Origin of the sequence: Rhodopseudomonas palustris HaA2 (assembly GCF_000013365.1) — a bacterium.
GTDB lineage: Bacteria > Pseudomonadota > Alphaproteobacteria > Rhizobiales > Xanthobacteraceae > Rhodopseudomonas > Rhodopseudomonas palustris_J.
The window spans coordinates 150,915-166,202 of sequence record NC_007778.1 but is presented as its reverse complement, the minus strand read 5'-3'; the positions used below and the strand labels follow the sequence as shown (position 1 = coordinate 166,202).

General features: G+C 67.2%; 15 protein-coding genes. 1 reads left to right on the top strand and 14 read right to left on the bottom strand.

Translation table 11 applies throughout. From position 1 onward, the window contains the following. Positions 1-4: 4 nt before the first annotated feature. The 12 genes from RPB_RS00765 to RPB_RS00710 all read right to left on the bottom strand — a co-directional run bounded on the left by RPB_RS00765 (position 5) and on the right by RPB_RS00710 (position 12,139). Entirely contained in the window at positions 5-274 is a 270-nt protein-coding gene (locus RPB_RS00765) for a K+/H+ antiporter subunit F (RefSeq protein ID WP_011439054.1), read from the bottom strand. Further along, positions 271-759, bottom strand: coding sequence for a Na+/H+ antiporter subunit E (locus RPB_RS00760; RefSeq protein WP_011439053.1), 489 nt, complete (start codon positions 757-759; stop codon positions 271-273). Before RPB_RS00760 ends, RPB_RS00765 begins: the two co-directional genes overlap by 4 nt. Continuing rightward, positions 756-2,291 (bottom strand): monovalent cation/H+ antiporter subunit D, encoded by a 1,536-nt coding sequence (locus tag RPB_RS00755; RefSeq protein WP_011439052.1) that lies wholly within the window; start codon positions 2,289-2,291, stop codon positions 756-758. Before RPB_RS00755 ends, RPB_RS00760 begins: the two co-directional genes overlap by 4 nt. Beyond that, the gene (locus tag RPB_RS00750; protein ID WP_011439051.1) at positions 2,288-2,650 is read right to left on the bottom strand and encodes a Na(+)/H(+) antiporter subunit C; all 363 of its coding nucleotides are present in this window, start codon (positions 2,648-2,650) and stop codon (positions 2,288-2,290) included. Before RPB_RS00750 ends, RPB_RS00755 begins: the two co-directional genes overlap by 4 nt. Beyond that, positions 2,651-5,527, bottom strand: a complete 2,877-nt coding sequence (locus RPB_RS00745) for a monovalent cation/H+ antiporter subunit A (RefSeq protein ID WP_041798480.1) — start codon at positions 5,525-5,527, stop codon at positions 2,651-2,653. 287 nt (positions 5,528-5,814) lie between these two features. Continuing rightward, positions 5,815-6,633 carry an aspartate dehydrogenase gene (locus RPB_RS00740; RefSeq protein ID WP_011439049.1) on the bottom strand — a complete coding sequence of 273 codons (819 nt, stop codon included), beginning with the start codon at positions 6,631-6,633 and terminating at the stop codon, positions 5,815-5,817. Further along, positions 6,633-7,382 carry a 2-amino-5-chloromuconate deaminase CnbZ gene (cnbZ, locus tag RPB_RS00735; protein WP_011439048.1) on the bottom strand — a complete coding sequence of 250 codons (750 nt, stop codon included), beginning with the start codon at positions 7,380-7,382 and terminating at the stop codon, positions 6,633-6,635. Before cnbZ ends, RPB_RS00740 begins: the two co-directional genes overlap by 1 nt. Before the next feature lie 36 nt (positions 7,383-7,418). Then, a complete protein-coding gene (locus RPB_RS00730) occupies positions 7,419-8,150 on the bottom strand; it encodes an ABC transporter ATP-binding protein (protein ID WP_011439047.1) in 732 nt (243 codons plus the stop codon). Further along, a complete protein-coding gene (locus RPB_RS00725) occupies positions 8,143-8,892 on the bottom strand; it encodes an ABC transporter ATP-binding protein (RefSeq protein WP_011439046.1) in 750 nt (249 codons plus the stop codon). Before RPB_RS00725 ends, RPB_RS00730 begins: the two co-directional genes overlap by 8 nt. Continuing rightward, positions 8,885-9,820: a branched-chain amino acid ABC transporter permease gene (locus tag RPB_RS00720; RefSeq protein WP_011439045.1), complete on the bottom strand. Its 936-nt coding sequence runs from the start codon at positions 9,818-9,820 to the stop codon at positions 8,885-8,887. The genes RPB_RS00725 and RPB_RS00720 overlap by 8 nt, the downstream gene beginning before the upstream one ends. Continuing rightward, complete coding sequence (locus RPB_RS00715) at positions 9,817-10,683, bottom strand: branched-chain amino acid ABC transporter permease (RefSeq protein WP_011439044.1); 867 nt, start codon at positions 10,681-10,683, stop codon at positions 9,817-9,819. Before RPB_RS00715 ends, RPB_RS00720 begins: the two co-directional genes overlap by 4 nt. A gap of 235 nt (positions 10,684-10,918) precedes the next feature. Then, positions 10,919-12,139 (bottom strand): amino acid ABC transporter substrate-binding protein, encoded by a 1,221-nt coding sequence (locus tag RPB_RS00710; protein ID WP_011439043.1) that lies wholly within the window; start codon positions 12,137-12,139, stop codon positions 10,919-10,921. Between the two features lie 160 nt (positions 12,140-12,299). Between RPB_RS00710 and RPB_RS00705 the strand changes: the two genes are divergently transcribed. Then, entirely contained in the window at positions 12,300-13,202 is a 903-nt protein-coding gene (locus RPB_RS00705) for a LysR family transcriptional regulator (RefSeq protein ID WP_011439042.1), read from the top strand. Between the two features lie 149 nt (positions 13,203-13,351). Here the strand turns inward: RPB_RS00705 and RPB_RS00700 are convergent, their stop codons facing one another. Then, positions 13,352-14,746 (bottom strand): NAD(P)/FAD-dependent oxidoreductase, encoded by a 1,395-nt coding sequence (locus RPB_RS00700; RefSeq protein ID WP_011439041.1) that lies wholly within the window; start codon positions 14,744-14,746, stop codon positions 13,352-13,354. Beyond that, positions 14,746-15,180, bottom strand: a complete 435-nt coding sequence (locus RPB_RS00695) for a nuclear transport factor 2 family protein (protein WP_011439040.1) — start codon at positions 15,178-15,180, stop codon at positions 14,746-14,748. Before RPB_RS00695 ends, RPB_RS00700 begins: the two co-directional genes overlap by 1 nt. Between the last annotated feature and the right edge of the window lie 108 nt (positions 15,181-15,288).

Below are 15,288 nucleotides of genomic sequence, written 5' to 3'. Positions count from 1 at the left end.
CATGCTATTCGATCACGTTGCCGCGCAGCAGATATTTGCAGAACGCGACCGTCGACAGGAACCCGACCGACGCGAACAAAAGCGCGATTTCGAAATACAGGCTGGTGCCGAACCAGATTCCGATCACCACGACGAGGCCGATGGCGTTGATCGTCAGCGTATCGAGCGACAGGATCCGGTCGAGCACGTCGGGCCCGGTGGCGAGCCGGAAGAGGTTCATCAGCGCCGAGACGCTGATCACCCCGACGGCGATGAGGCACGCTGTTGCGATCATCCGAAGATCTCCTTCAGTCGTCGTTCGTAGCGAGTCTTGATCTGCTCGACCGTGTCGACGGGATCGGTGGTGTGCAGGCAATGCACCAGAATGGCGCTGCCGTCGGCGGCGAGATCGGCGCTGACCGTCCCCGGCGTCATCGTGATCGTCCCCGCCAGCAGCGCGATCGCCTCGGGTGAGGTCAGCTCCAGCGGCACCACGACGAATTGCGATTGCAGGCTCGCGCTGCGCCGGAACAGCACCCAGTAGGCGACCTGGACGTTGGACACGACGATGTCCCAGCCGACGATCGCCAGATAGGCGGCGAGCTTCAACGGGCTGCGGACCGTCGGCCGATTCGGCCAATACGGGCTGGTGAACCACGGGATCGCGATGCCGAGCAGCAGGCCCAGCACCACGCTCCCGAGCGACAGCGTGTTGATCAGGCCGACGAACACGCCGGCGATCACCAGGCTGAGGATCGGATGCGGAAACATCCTGGTCATTGCGGCGCCCCCCGCGACAGTGCCAGGTCGGCGGGGTTCACCGCGCGGACATAGGCCTTGATGTCGAGCGTCTGTTGCGCCGTCGCCGCCAGTTCGCGGCTGATCGGGCCGGCGAACACCGACAGCAGCGCGGTGGCGCCGAGCAGACCGGCGATCACCGTGACCGGCAGCGCGATCGACCGCGCCGGTTCGGCCGGCTCGGCCGGCCGGTCGGCGATCTTCCAGAACAGCGTGCTGCCGGCGCGGGCGAAGCCGACGATCACCAGAAGGCTGCTTCCGAGCAGGATCACCCAGCTCGTCACCGCGAGCGGGCTGCGCCAGGTCGCGTCGAGGATCAACAGCTTGCCGAGAAAACCCGACAGCGGCGGCATCCCGGTCATGGCGATCGCCGCGACGAAGAACAGCCCGGCGAGCAGATCGGCATGGGGCAGCCGCGGCGCCGGCACCAGCCGGTCGGCGAGGCGACCGCGCTGCGCGGCGACCAGATCGGCCAGCAGGAACAGCGCGGCGCCGCTCAGCGTTGAGTGCAGCAGATAATACAGCCCGGCGGACAGGCCGACCGGGTCGAACAGGCCGAGCGCCAGCAGCAGCGAGCCCATCGACCAGACGATCGAGAAGCAGACCATCCCCAGCAAGGTCGGGCTCGCCAGCACGCCGACCGCGCCGAGCGCCAGCGTCGCCAGCGCCGCGGGCACCACCCAGGGCGCGGCGATGTCCGCCAACGCGCCGGCGTCGGCGCCGAACACTACAGTGTAGACCCGCACGATCGAATAGGCACCGACCTTGGTCATCATCATGAACAGCGCCGCCACCGGCCCCGGCGCCGCCGCATAGGCCGAGGGCAGCCACCATTGCAGCGGCACCAACGCGGCCTTGAGCGCGAACACCAGCAGCAGCAGCAGCGCCCCGACGCGCAGGATGGCTTCGTCGCCGGGCGCGATCTGCGCCACCCGGGCGGCGAGGTCCGCCATGTTGAGCGTGCCGGTCACCGCGTAGATCAGGCCGACGGCGAACAGGAACAGCGTCGAGCCGACCAGATTGATCGCGATATAGTGGAAGCCCGTGCGCAGCCGCCGCGCGCCGCCGCCATGCAGCATCAGGCCGTAGGAGGCGATCAGCATGACCTCGAAGAACACGAACAAATTGAACACGTCGCCGGTCAGGAAAGCGCCGTTGAGGCCCATCAGCTGAAACTGGAACAGCGGATGGAAATGCTGGCCGCGATGGTCCCAGCCGGCGATCGCATAGATCAGCACCGCGACGGCCAGCAGCGCCGTCAGCAGCAGCATCGTCGCCGCGAGGCGGTCGAGCACCAGCACGATGCCGAACGGCGCGCGCCATTCGCCGAGCAGATAGGGCGTCGGCGCGCCCTCCGCCGCCGACACATAGAGCCAGATCGTGATCGCGAGCAGCACGAGCGTCGACGCCATCGAGACGATGCGCTGGCTGGTCAGATCGTGCCGCAGCACCAGCACCAGGAAGGCGGCGACGACGGCGGGCAGGATGATCGGGGCGACGATCAGGTGACTCATGGCTGCGCCGCCTTGCGCTTGCGCGCGTCGCGCTGCGGTTCGCCCTTCTCGACCCGCTCGGTGCCGGTCTCGAGGAAGCCGCGCAGCGCCAGCACCACCACCAGCGCGGTCATTCCGAACGAGATCACGATGGCGGTCAGCACCAGCGCCTGCGGCAGCGGATCGGCGTAGTCGGTAACGCCCTTGGTAATGATCGGCGCCTTGTCGATCTCGAGCCGCCCCATCACGAACAGGAACAGGTTCACCGCATAGGACAGGAACGTGGTGCCGATGATCACCGGAAAGGCGTGCCGGCTCAGCACCAGATACAGGCCGACCATCGTCAGCACGCCGATTCCGCTCGCGACCAGAATTTCCATTCAGCCCTCCTCGGCCGAGGGCGCTGCGGACCGCGGCCGCATCCGGGCGCGGGGCAGAATCGGGATGTCGGACGGGCCGGGCGGCACCGGGGACCGCTTGGCGCGGCGCTCGACGCGCGCGATCTGCGACAGCGACAGCACCACCGTGCCGACCACGGTGAGGAACACGCCGATGTCGAACAGGATCGCGGTCGCCAGTTCGACGTCGCCGATCAGCGGCACCGGCACATAGACGAAGGCGCTGGTGAGGAACGGCCGCCCGAACAGCAACGCGCCGATGCCGGTGGCGGCCGCGGCGAGCACTCCGGCGCCCAGCAGGCGATGGCCGTCGATCCGGCGCTGCTCGGCCGACCAAGTGTAGCCGCTCGCCATGAACTGCATGATGACCGCGGTGGCGACGACCAGCCCGGCGATGAAGCCGCCGCCCGGCTGATTGTGGCCGCGCAAGAAGATGTAGGCGCCGACCGTGATCGCCAGCGGCAACAGCGCGCGCGCCGCGACCACCAGCAGCAGCGGATGGGCGTCGGCGGAGTCGACGTGTTGCCGCATCGAATCCAGCCGCCGCGCCGCGGCCCCTTCGAGCGCATTGCTGAGCAGCGCGTAGATCACCAGCGCGGCGATGCACAGCACGATGATCTCGCCGAAGGTGTCGTAGCCGCGGAAGTCGACCAGGATGACGTTGACCACATTGGTGCCGCCGCCGCCGGGCTTGGATTCGGCGAGGTGGTACGCCGAGATCGAGCTGACGTCGCGGGTCATCACCGCATAGGCCAGCGCGCCGGCGGCGAGCCCGCCGCAGCCGGCGATCAGGCTGTTGCGCAGCTTGCGGCCGAACTGCGGATCCGGCGGCGTCAGCTTCGGCAGCAGGTTGAGCGCCAGCAGCAGCAGGATCACCGTCACGACTTCAACGGAGATCTGCGTCAGCGCCAGATCCGGCGCCGAGAACTGCATGAAGGTGAGCGACACGACCAGGCCGACCACGCTGCTCAGGATCAGGGTCAGCAGGCGGTGGATGTGGAACATCATCACCCCGAGACTGGCGGCGACGAGCAGGATCCACGCCGCCGCCGCCGGCAGGCTGGCCGGCAGCGTCGCGCGGAGGCCGGCGTCGTGCCGACCGCCGAAGAAGCCGACCGCGCCGACCGCGAGGATCGTCAGCGTGATCACCATGAGATAGCGCGGCAGCGAGCCGGTGTGCAGCCGGCGGATGGTCCAGCGCGCGCTGCGCACCGCCGCCGCCACGACCGCGTCGAACATCGTCTTGGCGTCGGGCCGCGGCAGCCAGCCGCGCAGCGTCTCGATCGGGGCGTGGACGATCAGCAGCAGCAGGCCGCCCGCCAGCGCGATCGCGCTCATCGCCAGCGGCCATGTCAGGCCGTGCCAGATCGCCAGCGGATGAAAGTCGAGCTCTGCTGCGCCGACGACGGCCTGCGCGGTGCGCTCGACCACCGCGCCGGCGAGGAGTTGCGGCGCCAGCCCGATCGCCACCACCGGGATCACCAGGGCGGCGACCGGCGCCCACATCCCGAACGGCGGATCGTGCGGCGTGACGTCGAGCACGGCGCGGGGCCGCCCGAGATAGGTCGAGACCGCGAACCGCACCGAATAGGCCACCGACAGCAGCGCGCCGAGCGTCGCCGCCGCCGGCACCAGCCAGACGCTGCCGAACACCTGGGTGTCGGCCGCGGCCTCCAGCATCATTTCCTTGGACAGGAAGCCGTTGAACAGCGGTACGCCGGCCATCGACGCCGCGGCGATCAACGCCAGCACGGCGCTGATCGGCATCCGTCGCGCCAGCCCGCCGAGCCGGCGCAGGCTGCGGGTGCCGGTCTCGTGGTCGACGATGCCGGCGCTCATGAACAGAGCCGCCTTGAAGGTCGCGTGGTTGAGGACGTGAAATATGCAGGCGATCACGGCGAAGCGGGTGCCGAAGCCGAGCAGCATCGTCATCAGGCCGAGATGGCTGACCGTCGAATGCGCCAGAATGCCCTTGAGATCGTCCTTGAACAGCGCGATCCAGGCGCCGATCAGCATCGTCACCAGACCGGTGGTGGCGACGATCCAGAACCACCATTCGGTGCCGGACAGCACCGGCCACAGCCGCGCCAGCAAGAAGATGCCGGCCTTCACCATGGTGGCGGAGTGCAGATAGGCCGACACCGGCGTCGGCGCCGCCATCGCGTGCGGCAGCCAGAAGTGGAACGGAAACTGCGCCGATTTGGTGAATGCCGCGCCCAGCACCAGCAGAAGGATCGGGACGTACAGAGGCGACGCCTTGATCGCGTCGCCGCGCTGCAGGATCTCGGTCAGCTCATAGGAGCCGGCGGCCTGGCCGAGCAGCAGCATCCCGGCCATCAGCAGCAGCCCGCCGCCGCCGGTGACGACCAGCGCCATCCGCGCGCCCTGCCGGCCTTCGGGCAGATGACTCCAATAGCCGATCAGCAGGAACGAGCTGAGGCTGGTCAGTTCCCAGAACACCACCAGCAGCAGCATATTGTCGCTGGTGACGATGCCCAGCATCGCGCCCTGGAACAGCAGCAGAAACGCGAAGAACCGGCCCATCGGATCGTTGCGCCCGAGATAGAACCGGGAATAGACGATGACCAGCAGGCCGATGACCAGGATCATCGCGGCGAAGAACAGGCCGAGGCCGTCGAGAAAGAACCGGAACGACAGCCCGAGCGCCGGCACCCATTCGGTGCCCGAGCGAATCGTCTCGCCGTCGAACACCGCAGGCGCATGCGCGAGCAGGACCACCAGCGCGACCAGGCTGATCGAGGCGGTCACGATGGTACAGGCGTTGCGTCCGGACCGGATCGCGACCAGGGGCAGGACGGCGCCGAACAGTGGTATCAAAGCAATCAGTGCGAGCGGCATCGACCCCATCCGTGCACGCCGTTCTCCGCGACGCCGGTTTGCGCATCCCCGACCGCCGAAATCTCAGCCCGCGGAGATGTTTGACAGGGTTTGCAGGATTGGCGGACGGATGCAAGGGCGGCAGATGGCGGCGCCAGGCCGGGACAGGCCGCGAAGCAGCGGGATGAAATCAATCGGGGCAACCATTTTTGTGCGGTTGCGGTATTTTCGCTTCCCGCAATTCGCAGGGGAAGGCGGCATTTCGGCGCGCCCGAACGCCCGTCGCCCCCCGGGAGGTCGTCGCCGCCTCAGGTCCCGACCCGCAGCGCGGCGGATTGCTTGCGCAGCAGCGCGATCACCGACAGCGGCGTGATCAGGCCGGTGCGGGGATTGTCGGACGGCACGTTCTCGATCGTCATCGCGAACCGCGCCGAATCCGCATCGACCTCGATGCGGTGGGTGTTGCGGGTGACGCCCGGATCGGCCCAGATCTCCACCATGGTGCGATCCGGCCCGATGCCGGCCAGCGACAGCGCCACCGCGACGTTGAGATTGGCCGGAAAGCCCTTGCCGGCTTCGCGCGCGGTGCCTTCGAACAGTTTCAGCGGTTCGCGCAATCCGTCGAGGTCGATGCCGTTGTCGACGATGAACGGCGCGCCGCGCAGGCCATCGACCGGCTTGCGGGTGATCATCCGCACCGAATGAATCGTGCCGACGGCGGCGGCAGTGACGGCGTCGAGCCCGATCAGCGCGCCGGTCGGCACGATGATCTGGCCGCCGTTCAGATTGGCCAGATCGATCAGGTCCTCGTTCTGCAGCAGCGCCGCGGCGCTGAGCACGATCGCGGTCCTGCCGCGGCTGACGAACGGCTCGACGATCGCGCGCAGCAGCCTGCTCGGCGCCGCCTCGATCACGAGGTCTGCGTGGGCGTGCAACTGATCCAGCGGGACCACCGGCGGCGTCGTCCGCAGGCCGTCGAGGAAGGCGCGATGCTTCTCCGGGTCGCCGCTGGCGACGGCGCCGAGCGTCAGCCCGTCGAGCCCGCGATCGAGTTCACGCGCGATCGCCTTGCCGATGGCGCCGAGCCCGGCAATGGCGACGCGCTGCGGGGCCCGGCCGCTGCGCATCAGACCACGCGCTCGCGATGCACGCAGCGGCAGTCCATCTCGTAGTCGAGCCCTTCCACCGGCGGGCGGTTGAAGTGCCAGGTCAGGCCGTGGCGGAACACGCCGCGGTTGCCGAGCTCGCTCTCCAGGAACGGATGGATGTCGTGCACGGTGTAGAGCTGCGCCCCGGTGATGTCGCGCCAGCTGCCGCCGAACGCGCTCATGCGGCGCTCCATCTCGCCGAGCACGAACTGCGCCTTCTTCTGCAGACCGGCCGGGCTGGTGTCGCCGAGCGCGACGGTGTGATCGCGATAATTGCCCTTGCCCTCGGGCGCCTCGCCGCTGCCGGCGATGACGAAGGATTTCGGCGCATTGTCGGCGGGCACCGTGTAGGAGAAGGCGTAGAAGCTCGGCTCGGCCGGCGGATCGATCTGCGGGCAGACATTGCTGCGGGCGATCGGGTTGATGCCGTCCTTCATGATGCCCCAGTCGACCAGCGTCTGGATGTAGATCTCGTTGAACGCCTTGAAGCCGTCCTCGGTGAACGGCGCGGGCGAGCGCAGTTCGCAGGCCCCGAAAGCGGTCAACGGCCGGCCGGCGGCTTTGAGGATTTCGGCGATCTTCGCGAAGCCCTGCTTCAGCGGCACCGGCTCGGCGAAGCGCACGCGCTCGATGGCGAAGCCAGGCAGCGCGGCGATGCCGCAGGAATATTGGAAGACGCCCGGCATGTAGCGATAGCCGCTGTTCGGGGCTTCGACGGTCTCGATCATGATTCCTCTTTCGATCAGGCAGTGAAACTTGGTGTGTCAGTCCTGCAGCACGCCCAGATAGGCGTCGCGCACGATCGGGTCGGCGAGCAGATCCTCGCCCGAGCCCTCGCGCACGATCCGGCCCATATCCATGACAAAGGCGCGGTGGCAGAGGTCGAGCGCGATGGTGACGTCCTGCTCGACCAGCAGGATCGAGGTGCCGCCGGCGTTCAGCACCCGCAGCGCATCGACCAGCTGCTCGACCAGCAGCGGCGACAGCCCGAGCGACAATTCGTCGATCATCAGCAGTTTCGGCGCGCTCATCAGGCCGCGGCCGATCGCGCACATCTGCTGCTCGCCGCCGGACAGCGTCGCGGCCTGCTGGTTGCCGCGCTCGCGCAGTTTCGGGAAGGTGGCGTAGACGCGGTCGAGGTCGCGTTTGATCTCGGCGCGGCTCGCTTTACGCAAATACGCGCCCATCATCAGATTTTCCTCGACGCTCATCGCGCCGAACAGCCGCCGGCCTTCCGGGACGTGGACGATGCCGTGGGTCAGGATCTGCGCGGCCGTGCTCCCGGTGATGTCCTCTGCTTCGGAGAGATATCGGCCGGCGCGGACCGGGATCAGCCCGGACAGTGCGCGCATCAGCGTGGTCTTGCCGGCGCCGTTGGAGCCGATCAGCGCGGTGATCTCGCCGCGGCGCACCGCGAGGTCGATGCCCCACAGCACCTGGATTTCGCCGTAGCCGGCGTCGAGGCCTTTGGCTTCGAGGATCAGTTCGCTAGCCATTGCGGGCGGTCCGTTTGGCGTATTGCTGGCCGAGATAGGCCTCGACCACGGCGGGATTGCTGATCACCTCGCGCGGCGCGCCGTCGGCGATGAGTTGGCCGTTGTGCAGCACGACGATGCGGGTGCAGACGTTCAGCACCACTTTCATCAGATGCTCGATCATCACGATGGTGATGCCGTTCGCCGCGAGCTGATGGATCAGGCTGGTGGCGCGTTCGACCTCGGCGCTGTTGAGCCCGGCATTGACCTCGTCGAGAAACAGCAGCTTCGGCTTCATCGCCAGCGCCTTGGCCAGCTCGAGCCGCTTGCGCATCGCCAGCGTCAGGGTGGCGGCGGATTGATCGGCCTGTGGTTCCAGCCCGACGAAAGCCAGATGCTCGCGCGCCGCCTCGCGGGCCGATCTCAGGCTGGCGCCCGGCTGCGAGAACAGCGCCGCGGCGGCGACGTTGTCGAGCGCGGAGAATTCGGCGAAGGGCTGCACGATCTGGAAGGTGCGTGCCAGCCCGAGCCGGGCGGCCTGATAGGTCTTGATCTTCGTGATGTCCCTGCCGTCGAAGCTGACGGTGCCGGAATTCGCCGGGGTGACGCCGCAGATGGTGTTGACCAGCGTGGTCTTGCCGGCGCCGTTCGGCCCGATAAGGCCGAGCACCTCGCCGCCCGACACCGACAGCGAGACGTCGCGCAGCGCCTGCAGGCCGGAGAAGTGCCGGGAGACGCCGGTGAGTTGCAGCAGCTCAGACATGCTTCGTCCTCCGCCGCAGCCGGTCGAACCGCAGCGAGCTCAGGCCGTGCGGCAGGAACAGCAGCAGCATCACGATCAGCACGCCGAGCACGCCGGTGTGGATGTGGGTGTAGTTGCGCCACACCACTTCCTCGAGGCCGAGATACATGAAGGCGCCACAGGCGACGCCGAGCGGCGAGCCGAGTCCGCCCATCAGCGCCATCACGATAGGCTTGACCGAATACAGGATGTCGAACACATCGGACGGATCGATGTAGTGCACCCAGGCGGCGTAGATGCCGCCGGCGACGCTGACGAAGCAGGCCGACAGGCCGAAGGCGATGCTCTTGGCCAGCGTGGTGTTGAGGCCGACCATGCTGGAGGCGGTCTCGTTCTGGCGGATGCAGTTCAGCGCGAAGCCGAGCTTGGAATTCGCCACCACGATCACCATCAGCGCGGTGATCAGCATCACGCCCCACATCGCGTAGAAGAAGAACGTCGCCTCCGCCATCACGCCGGCGCCGGAGGCGAGCGGGATGTTCAGCCCCATGCCGCCGCCGGTGAGGTCGGTGGCGTTGTTGACGACCTCGCGCAGCACCTCGGCGAGCGACAGGCTGGCGATCGCGAAATAATGCCCGCGCAGCCGCAGCAGCACCGCGCCGAGCGCCACCGCGGAGACCAGCGCCAGCAATCCGGCGACCGCCGCCGCCGCCCACAGCGGGAAGCCCTTGCCCATCAGCACGCCGCCGCAATAGGCGCCGAAGCCGAAGAACGCCGCGGTGGCGAAGGACGGATAGCCGGCGAAGCCGCCGACCACGTTCCACGACAGCGCCAGCACCGCATACATGCAGGCGATGGTGCCGAGCCGCAGCGCATAGGCGCCGCCGAACAGCGGCAGAGCCGCGACGCAGGCGATCAGGACCAGAAGGGCGATATTGCTGCGGCTCATTCGAAGCCCTTTCGGCCGACCAGGCCCTGCGGGCGCAGGATCAGGAAGATGATCAACAGCAGGAACGACAGCGTGGTGGCGTGCGCCGGGCCGAAGAACGCCGAGCCGACGCTTTCGACCAGCGCCAGCAACATTCCGCCGGCCAGCGCGCCGGACACGCTGCCGAGCCCGCCGAGCACGCAGACCACGAAGGCCTTGCCCAGATAGGCCGACGAGGTCAGCGGCGAGATCGGGAAGATCAGCGCCATCAGCACGCCGGCGCAGCCGGCCAGCGCCGCGCCGAGGCCGAACGCAACCGCGTAGATCGAGGGTACATGGACGCCCATCAGCACCGCGGCGTCACGATCGAGCCGCACCGCGACGATGGCGCGGCCGACTCTGGAGCGGCGCAGCAGCAGATACAGCAGGCCGGTCAGCGCCAGCGCGGTCGCGGTCGCGATCAGCCGGTCGACCGGAACCACCACGCCCTCGAACGACACCGAGCCGAGCGGCGGAATCAGCGTCAGGCGGCGATAATCGGCGGTGAAGACATAGATCATCGCATTGTTCAGGATCAGATCGAGCCCGAAGGTCAGCGTCAGCGTCACCAGCACCGGCGCGGTGATGACCCGGTTGAGGATCAGCCGCTGCACGATGTAGCCGAACACGAAGAACACGGGCGCCGCGACCACGATCGCGTACCACGGCGACAGATGCAGCGACTGGTACAGGCCGAAGGCGAGGTAGGCGCCGAGCACGATGAACGAGCCGTGGATCAGGTTGATGACGTTGAGCACGCCCCACACCAGCGAAAACCCGATCGCGATGCAGGCGTAGAGACTGCCCAGCACCAGCGCGTTGATCAGGATCTGGACGGCTTGCATGAGAGCGGCTTCGCTTGGTTGGAGGAGGCGAGGAATGTCGAGAGCCGGGATGAAGCGGCGCCGGGGCAGCGATTCAGATCGTGCAGCGAAGCCTTCGTCCCGTCATTGCGAGCGTTGCGAAGCAATCCAGAAAGGCTCCATGCGTGGCATGGATTGCTTCGTCGCTTCGCTCCTCGCAATGACGGACGTCGGAGTTTCGTTTGTTGCCCTGAACCGAACTGGATCCGAGCGATGCTTACTCGAGGCCGATCTTGAGGTCGCCTTGCTTGATCGCCTGCGGGAACAGCACCACCGGCTTGCCGCCCTGGATCTGGAAGACCGGCGGGTCGAGCGAGTTGATCTGGCCGTTGGCGCCGAACTTGACCGGGCCGAAGAAGGTGACGACGTCCATCTTGGCGAGTTCGTCGCGCACCTTGTCGCGATCGATCGAACCGGCCTTCTCGATCGCGATCTGGAACAGCGCGCCGCACAGCGCCGCCGAAGCATGCGCGTAGTCCGGTTCGGCGTTGTACTTGTCCTTGAACAGCTTCACGAAATTGGCGGTGGAGCCAAAGATGTCCTTGCCGTCATAGCGCGCGGCCGGATGCCACCAGGCGGCGCTCGAGACGTTCTCGGCCCCCTTGCCGAGCGCGTCGATGAACTCCTGATAGGCCGGGCCGGCGATCATCGAGACCACCGGGGCCTTCATCTGCTGGTCGATCATCTGCTTGCGCACCAGCAGCAGGTCGTTGGTGTAGCCGGTGACGAAGATCCACTGCGGCGACTGCGCCTTGATCGACGACAGCGTGGCGGAATGGTCGAGCGTGCCGATCGCGTATTTCTCGAAATACACCACCTCGAGGCCGTTGGCCTTGGCCGACTTCTCCATCTCCTGCGCGATCGCCAGCGGGAACAGATCGTTGCGGGCGAGGATCGCGACCTTCTTGACCTCGGGCACCTTGGCCTTGATCATTTCGGTCAGCGGCGTGGTCAGGGTGTCGTTCGGGGTGAAGGTGCCGAACAGATATTTGTAGCCCTGGTCGTAGACCTGGGACGACGAGGCGGTCGCCGCCAGCGTCGGCACCTTGTGCTTTTCCGACACCGTGCTGGCCGCCTTCGCCGCACCGGAGCCGAACGGCGAGAACACGAAGTTGACGTTGTTCTGGGTGATCAGCTGCTCGGTCGCCTGCACCGCGCGCGGCGTGTTCGACTGGTAGTCGGTGTAGACGATCTCGACCTTGTACTTCTTGCCGCCGACCGAAATGCCGCCGGCCTTGTTGGCCTGTTCGGCCCACAGATTGTAGCCCTGCTGCTGCTTGATGGCTTCCGGCGCCAGCGGCCCGGTGATCGGCAGCGGCGCGCCGATCTTGATGACGTCGTCGGCCGACGCTGCGGATATCTGGATTCCGGATGCCAGCGCGGCAATGCCGAGCGGGATCGAGAGGCGAACGCAGCGAGCAACCCACGCGTGAAGCATCTGTAGTTCTCCTTGGCGGCCTTTGGTTGAGTCGACTCTGCCAAACCGGCCATTCGAATTAAAGCATTGAAATTAGAGGTCTCAGATCGAATAATTAGACCATTAGCCAGCTGCTGCCGGAATCTTCGGCAGCCGGAACAACCCGAAGGACACGGCTGCGATGATCGAATCGGCGGCGATCCGCTATTTCCGCGAGGTGACGGAATCCGGATCGATCAAGCAGGCCGCCGCGACGCTGCGGATCGCGCCGTCGGCGATCAGCCGGCAGATTCAGGCGATCGAGGAGGAAATGTCGGTCAAGCTGTTCGAGCGCAATGCCCGCGGCATGGCGCTGACCGACGCCGGCCGGCTGCTGTATCGCTACGCGGTCGAGAACCGCAGCCAGCTCGACGGCATCCGCGCCAAGGTGCAGGAATTCGAAACCATGCGCCGCGGCCAGATCCGGTTCGCCACCGTGGAAGGCATGCTGGCGAATTTCCTGTCCAACTTCCTGGTCGAGCTGTCGGTGGATTATCCCGGCATTTTCGTCTCCACGACGGTGGTGGGGTCCCGCGCGGTCGCCGAACTGGTCGGACGCAACGAGGTCGATCTCGGGCTGGTGTTCGGGCGGGCGCCGCGGCGCGACCTGATCGAGCTGGCGCGGATGCGGCAGTCGCTGTGCCTGATCGTCGCGCCCGATCATCCGATGGCCGATCGCGAAGCCTGCGCGGTCAAGGATCTCGCGGGGCTGCGGGTGATCGTCCCCGATCCGTCGTTCGGCATCCGTCAGGAAGTCGATCGCGCCTGCGCCAACGCCAAGGTACGGCTGGAGATCTGCAGCGAGACCAATTCGCTGGCGTTCGCGCAGATGCTGGCGTCGCGCACCGATCTCGCCACCTTCCTGCCGCGCGACACCGCGATGCCGGCGATCGCGGCGGGGCGGCTGGTGGCTGTTCCGCTGCGCGACAAGCGGTTGGAGGCGACGCAGGTGACGCTGGTGCAACTCGCCACCCGCAATATCTCGCCGTCGTGCCGGATGGTGGCGGACCTGCTGATCGCGCGGATGAAGCGCGCGCGGGAGTAATGCTCCCCCAACCGTCATGGTCGGGCTCGTCCCGGCCATCCACGTCCTGCTTGCGGCGTGAGCCCAGTTCGTGGATGGCCGGCACAAGGCCGGCCAAGACGGGTTGTTAGGACGGCGCGAAACTCGACTTTCAGCGAGGAAGCGAACGGCTACGCCGCCTCGTCGCGCATGTGGTACCAGCGATACAGCATGCGCTGGCCGAGCCGACGGAACGGCTCGAAAGTGTGGGTCGGCAGCGGCGAGGTGAAGATCGGCAGGTCCTGGCCCTTGAAGTGCTGGCCGGCGATCATCTGCGCCATGCGGCGGCCGGCCTGGGCCGAATAGGACACGCCGTTGCCGCCATAGCCGAGCGCGTAGAACATCTTGGTCTGCTGATCGGGCTGGAAGATGCGCGGCATCATGTCGTGGCTGACGTCGACCCAGCCCCACCACGAATAGTCGATCTCGATGCCCTGCAGCGCCGGAAATTTGCGATGCAGCCCGTCGATCAGGAGCTGGAGATGCTTCGGATGATCGGCGTCGGCGCCGGTGATCGAGGAGCGGCTGCCGATCTGGATGCGGTTGTCGGGCAGCAGGCGGTAGTAGTAGCGCAGCGTCCTTGTGTCGGTCAGCACCAGCTTGGTCCTGAAGCCGGTGGCGTCGAGTTCGGCCGCGGTCAGCGGCCGGGTCACGATCGAGTTCGACAGGATCGGCATGCAGCGGCCGCGCAGCGCCGGGGTCAGGCCGGGCGCCGTGTAGGCGCCGGTGGCGATGCCGACCGCGCGCGCCCGCACCGTGCCGCCCGGCGTGCGCAGATACAGCGCGCCGTCGCGGGACTGGATTTCGGCGACGGGGCTCGCCGGATGAATCCTGACGCCGAGATCGCGGGCCATCTGCTGATAGCCGAAAGCGAGCTTGGCGGGGTGCACGCCGGTGCCGAGCGGCTCCAGCACGGCGCCGACCGCTTCGGCTTCATTGAGATAGTCGCTCCGCAGTTGCTCGGCGCTCACCACGCTGGTCTTTTCGCCGAACACGTCGCGCAGCACCTTAGCTTCGGCGGCGATCTTGTCGAGGTTGCGCTGGCGGTGCGCAATGTAGAGATGCCCGCCGCGCTGCGGCTCGCAATCGATCGGGCTTTGCCGGATCAACTCCTCGAAGGTGTCGAAGCCGTCGCGGATTTCGGCGTGAAGCTGCTTTGCGACGTCGATGCCCCAGCGCGCGATCCATTGCGACCGTGTCAGTCGGCCGGCGGCGTTCTGGCCCTGGCCGCCATTGCGGGTGCTGCAGCCCCAGGCGACGCGATTGGCCTCCAGCACGATGGGCTTGATACCATGTTCGCGAGCCAGATAGATCGCGCAGGCGAGTCCGGTGTAGCCGGACCCGACGATCGCGACGTCGGCGTCGATGTCGGATGTCACCGGGCCGTCGTCGGCGGGCAGCGGACCGGCGGTGGCGTGCCAGTAGGTTGGCGCGTAGTCGCGATTGTGGCCCGGGCCGTCGCTGACCAGCGGATCGTAATGCGGATCGTAGGCCGCGACCGGCGGCGTCTTCAGCGGCCGGTTCATCACGCGGCTCCCTGGGCGGGCAGCGCCGGCCGGTCCTTGCGGAATGCGCTCTTGCTGCAGATCAGCTCGCCGCGGAATCCGAACAGGTCGACGCCCTCGGCCTCGATCCGCGATCCATCCTTTGCGGTCGCGCGAAAAACCCATTCGGAGATGCCGCGGTCGCCGAACACGGCGTGGCGGGTGCATTCCCAGCTCACATCGGGGAAGGTCGCGAAGGTGCCTTCGAAGGCGGCGCGGACAGCGGCGGTGCCGACGATGCGGCGGCCGCAGGCCTCGGGACCGGCGGCGGCATCGAACACGACGTCGTCGGTCATCGCCGACATCACCCCGGCGCCGTCGTGGCGATTGAAGGCCTCGAACACGAGTTCCAGCTTGCGCAGTCGCAGGGCATCGAGATCGGACACAGCAGGATCAGACACAGCAGGATCAGACATGGAGCTTCCATCATGGTGGGCGCGCGAGCGTCTCCGTGATGATGGCGCGGATCGGCCGGCAGCTTCGATCGGACGGTGCCATGACGGCCGAGGGCGGTTTAGAACCAG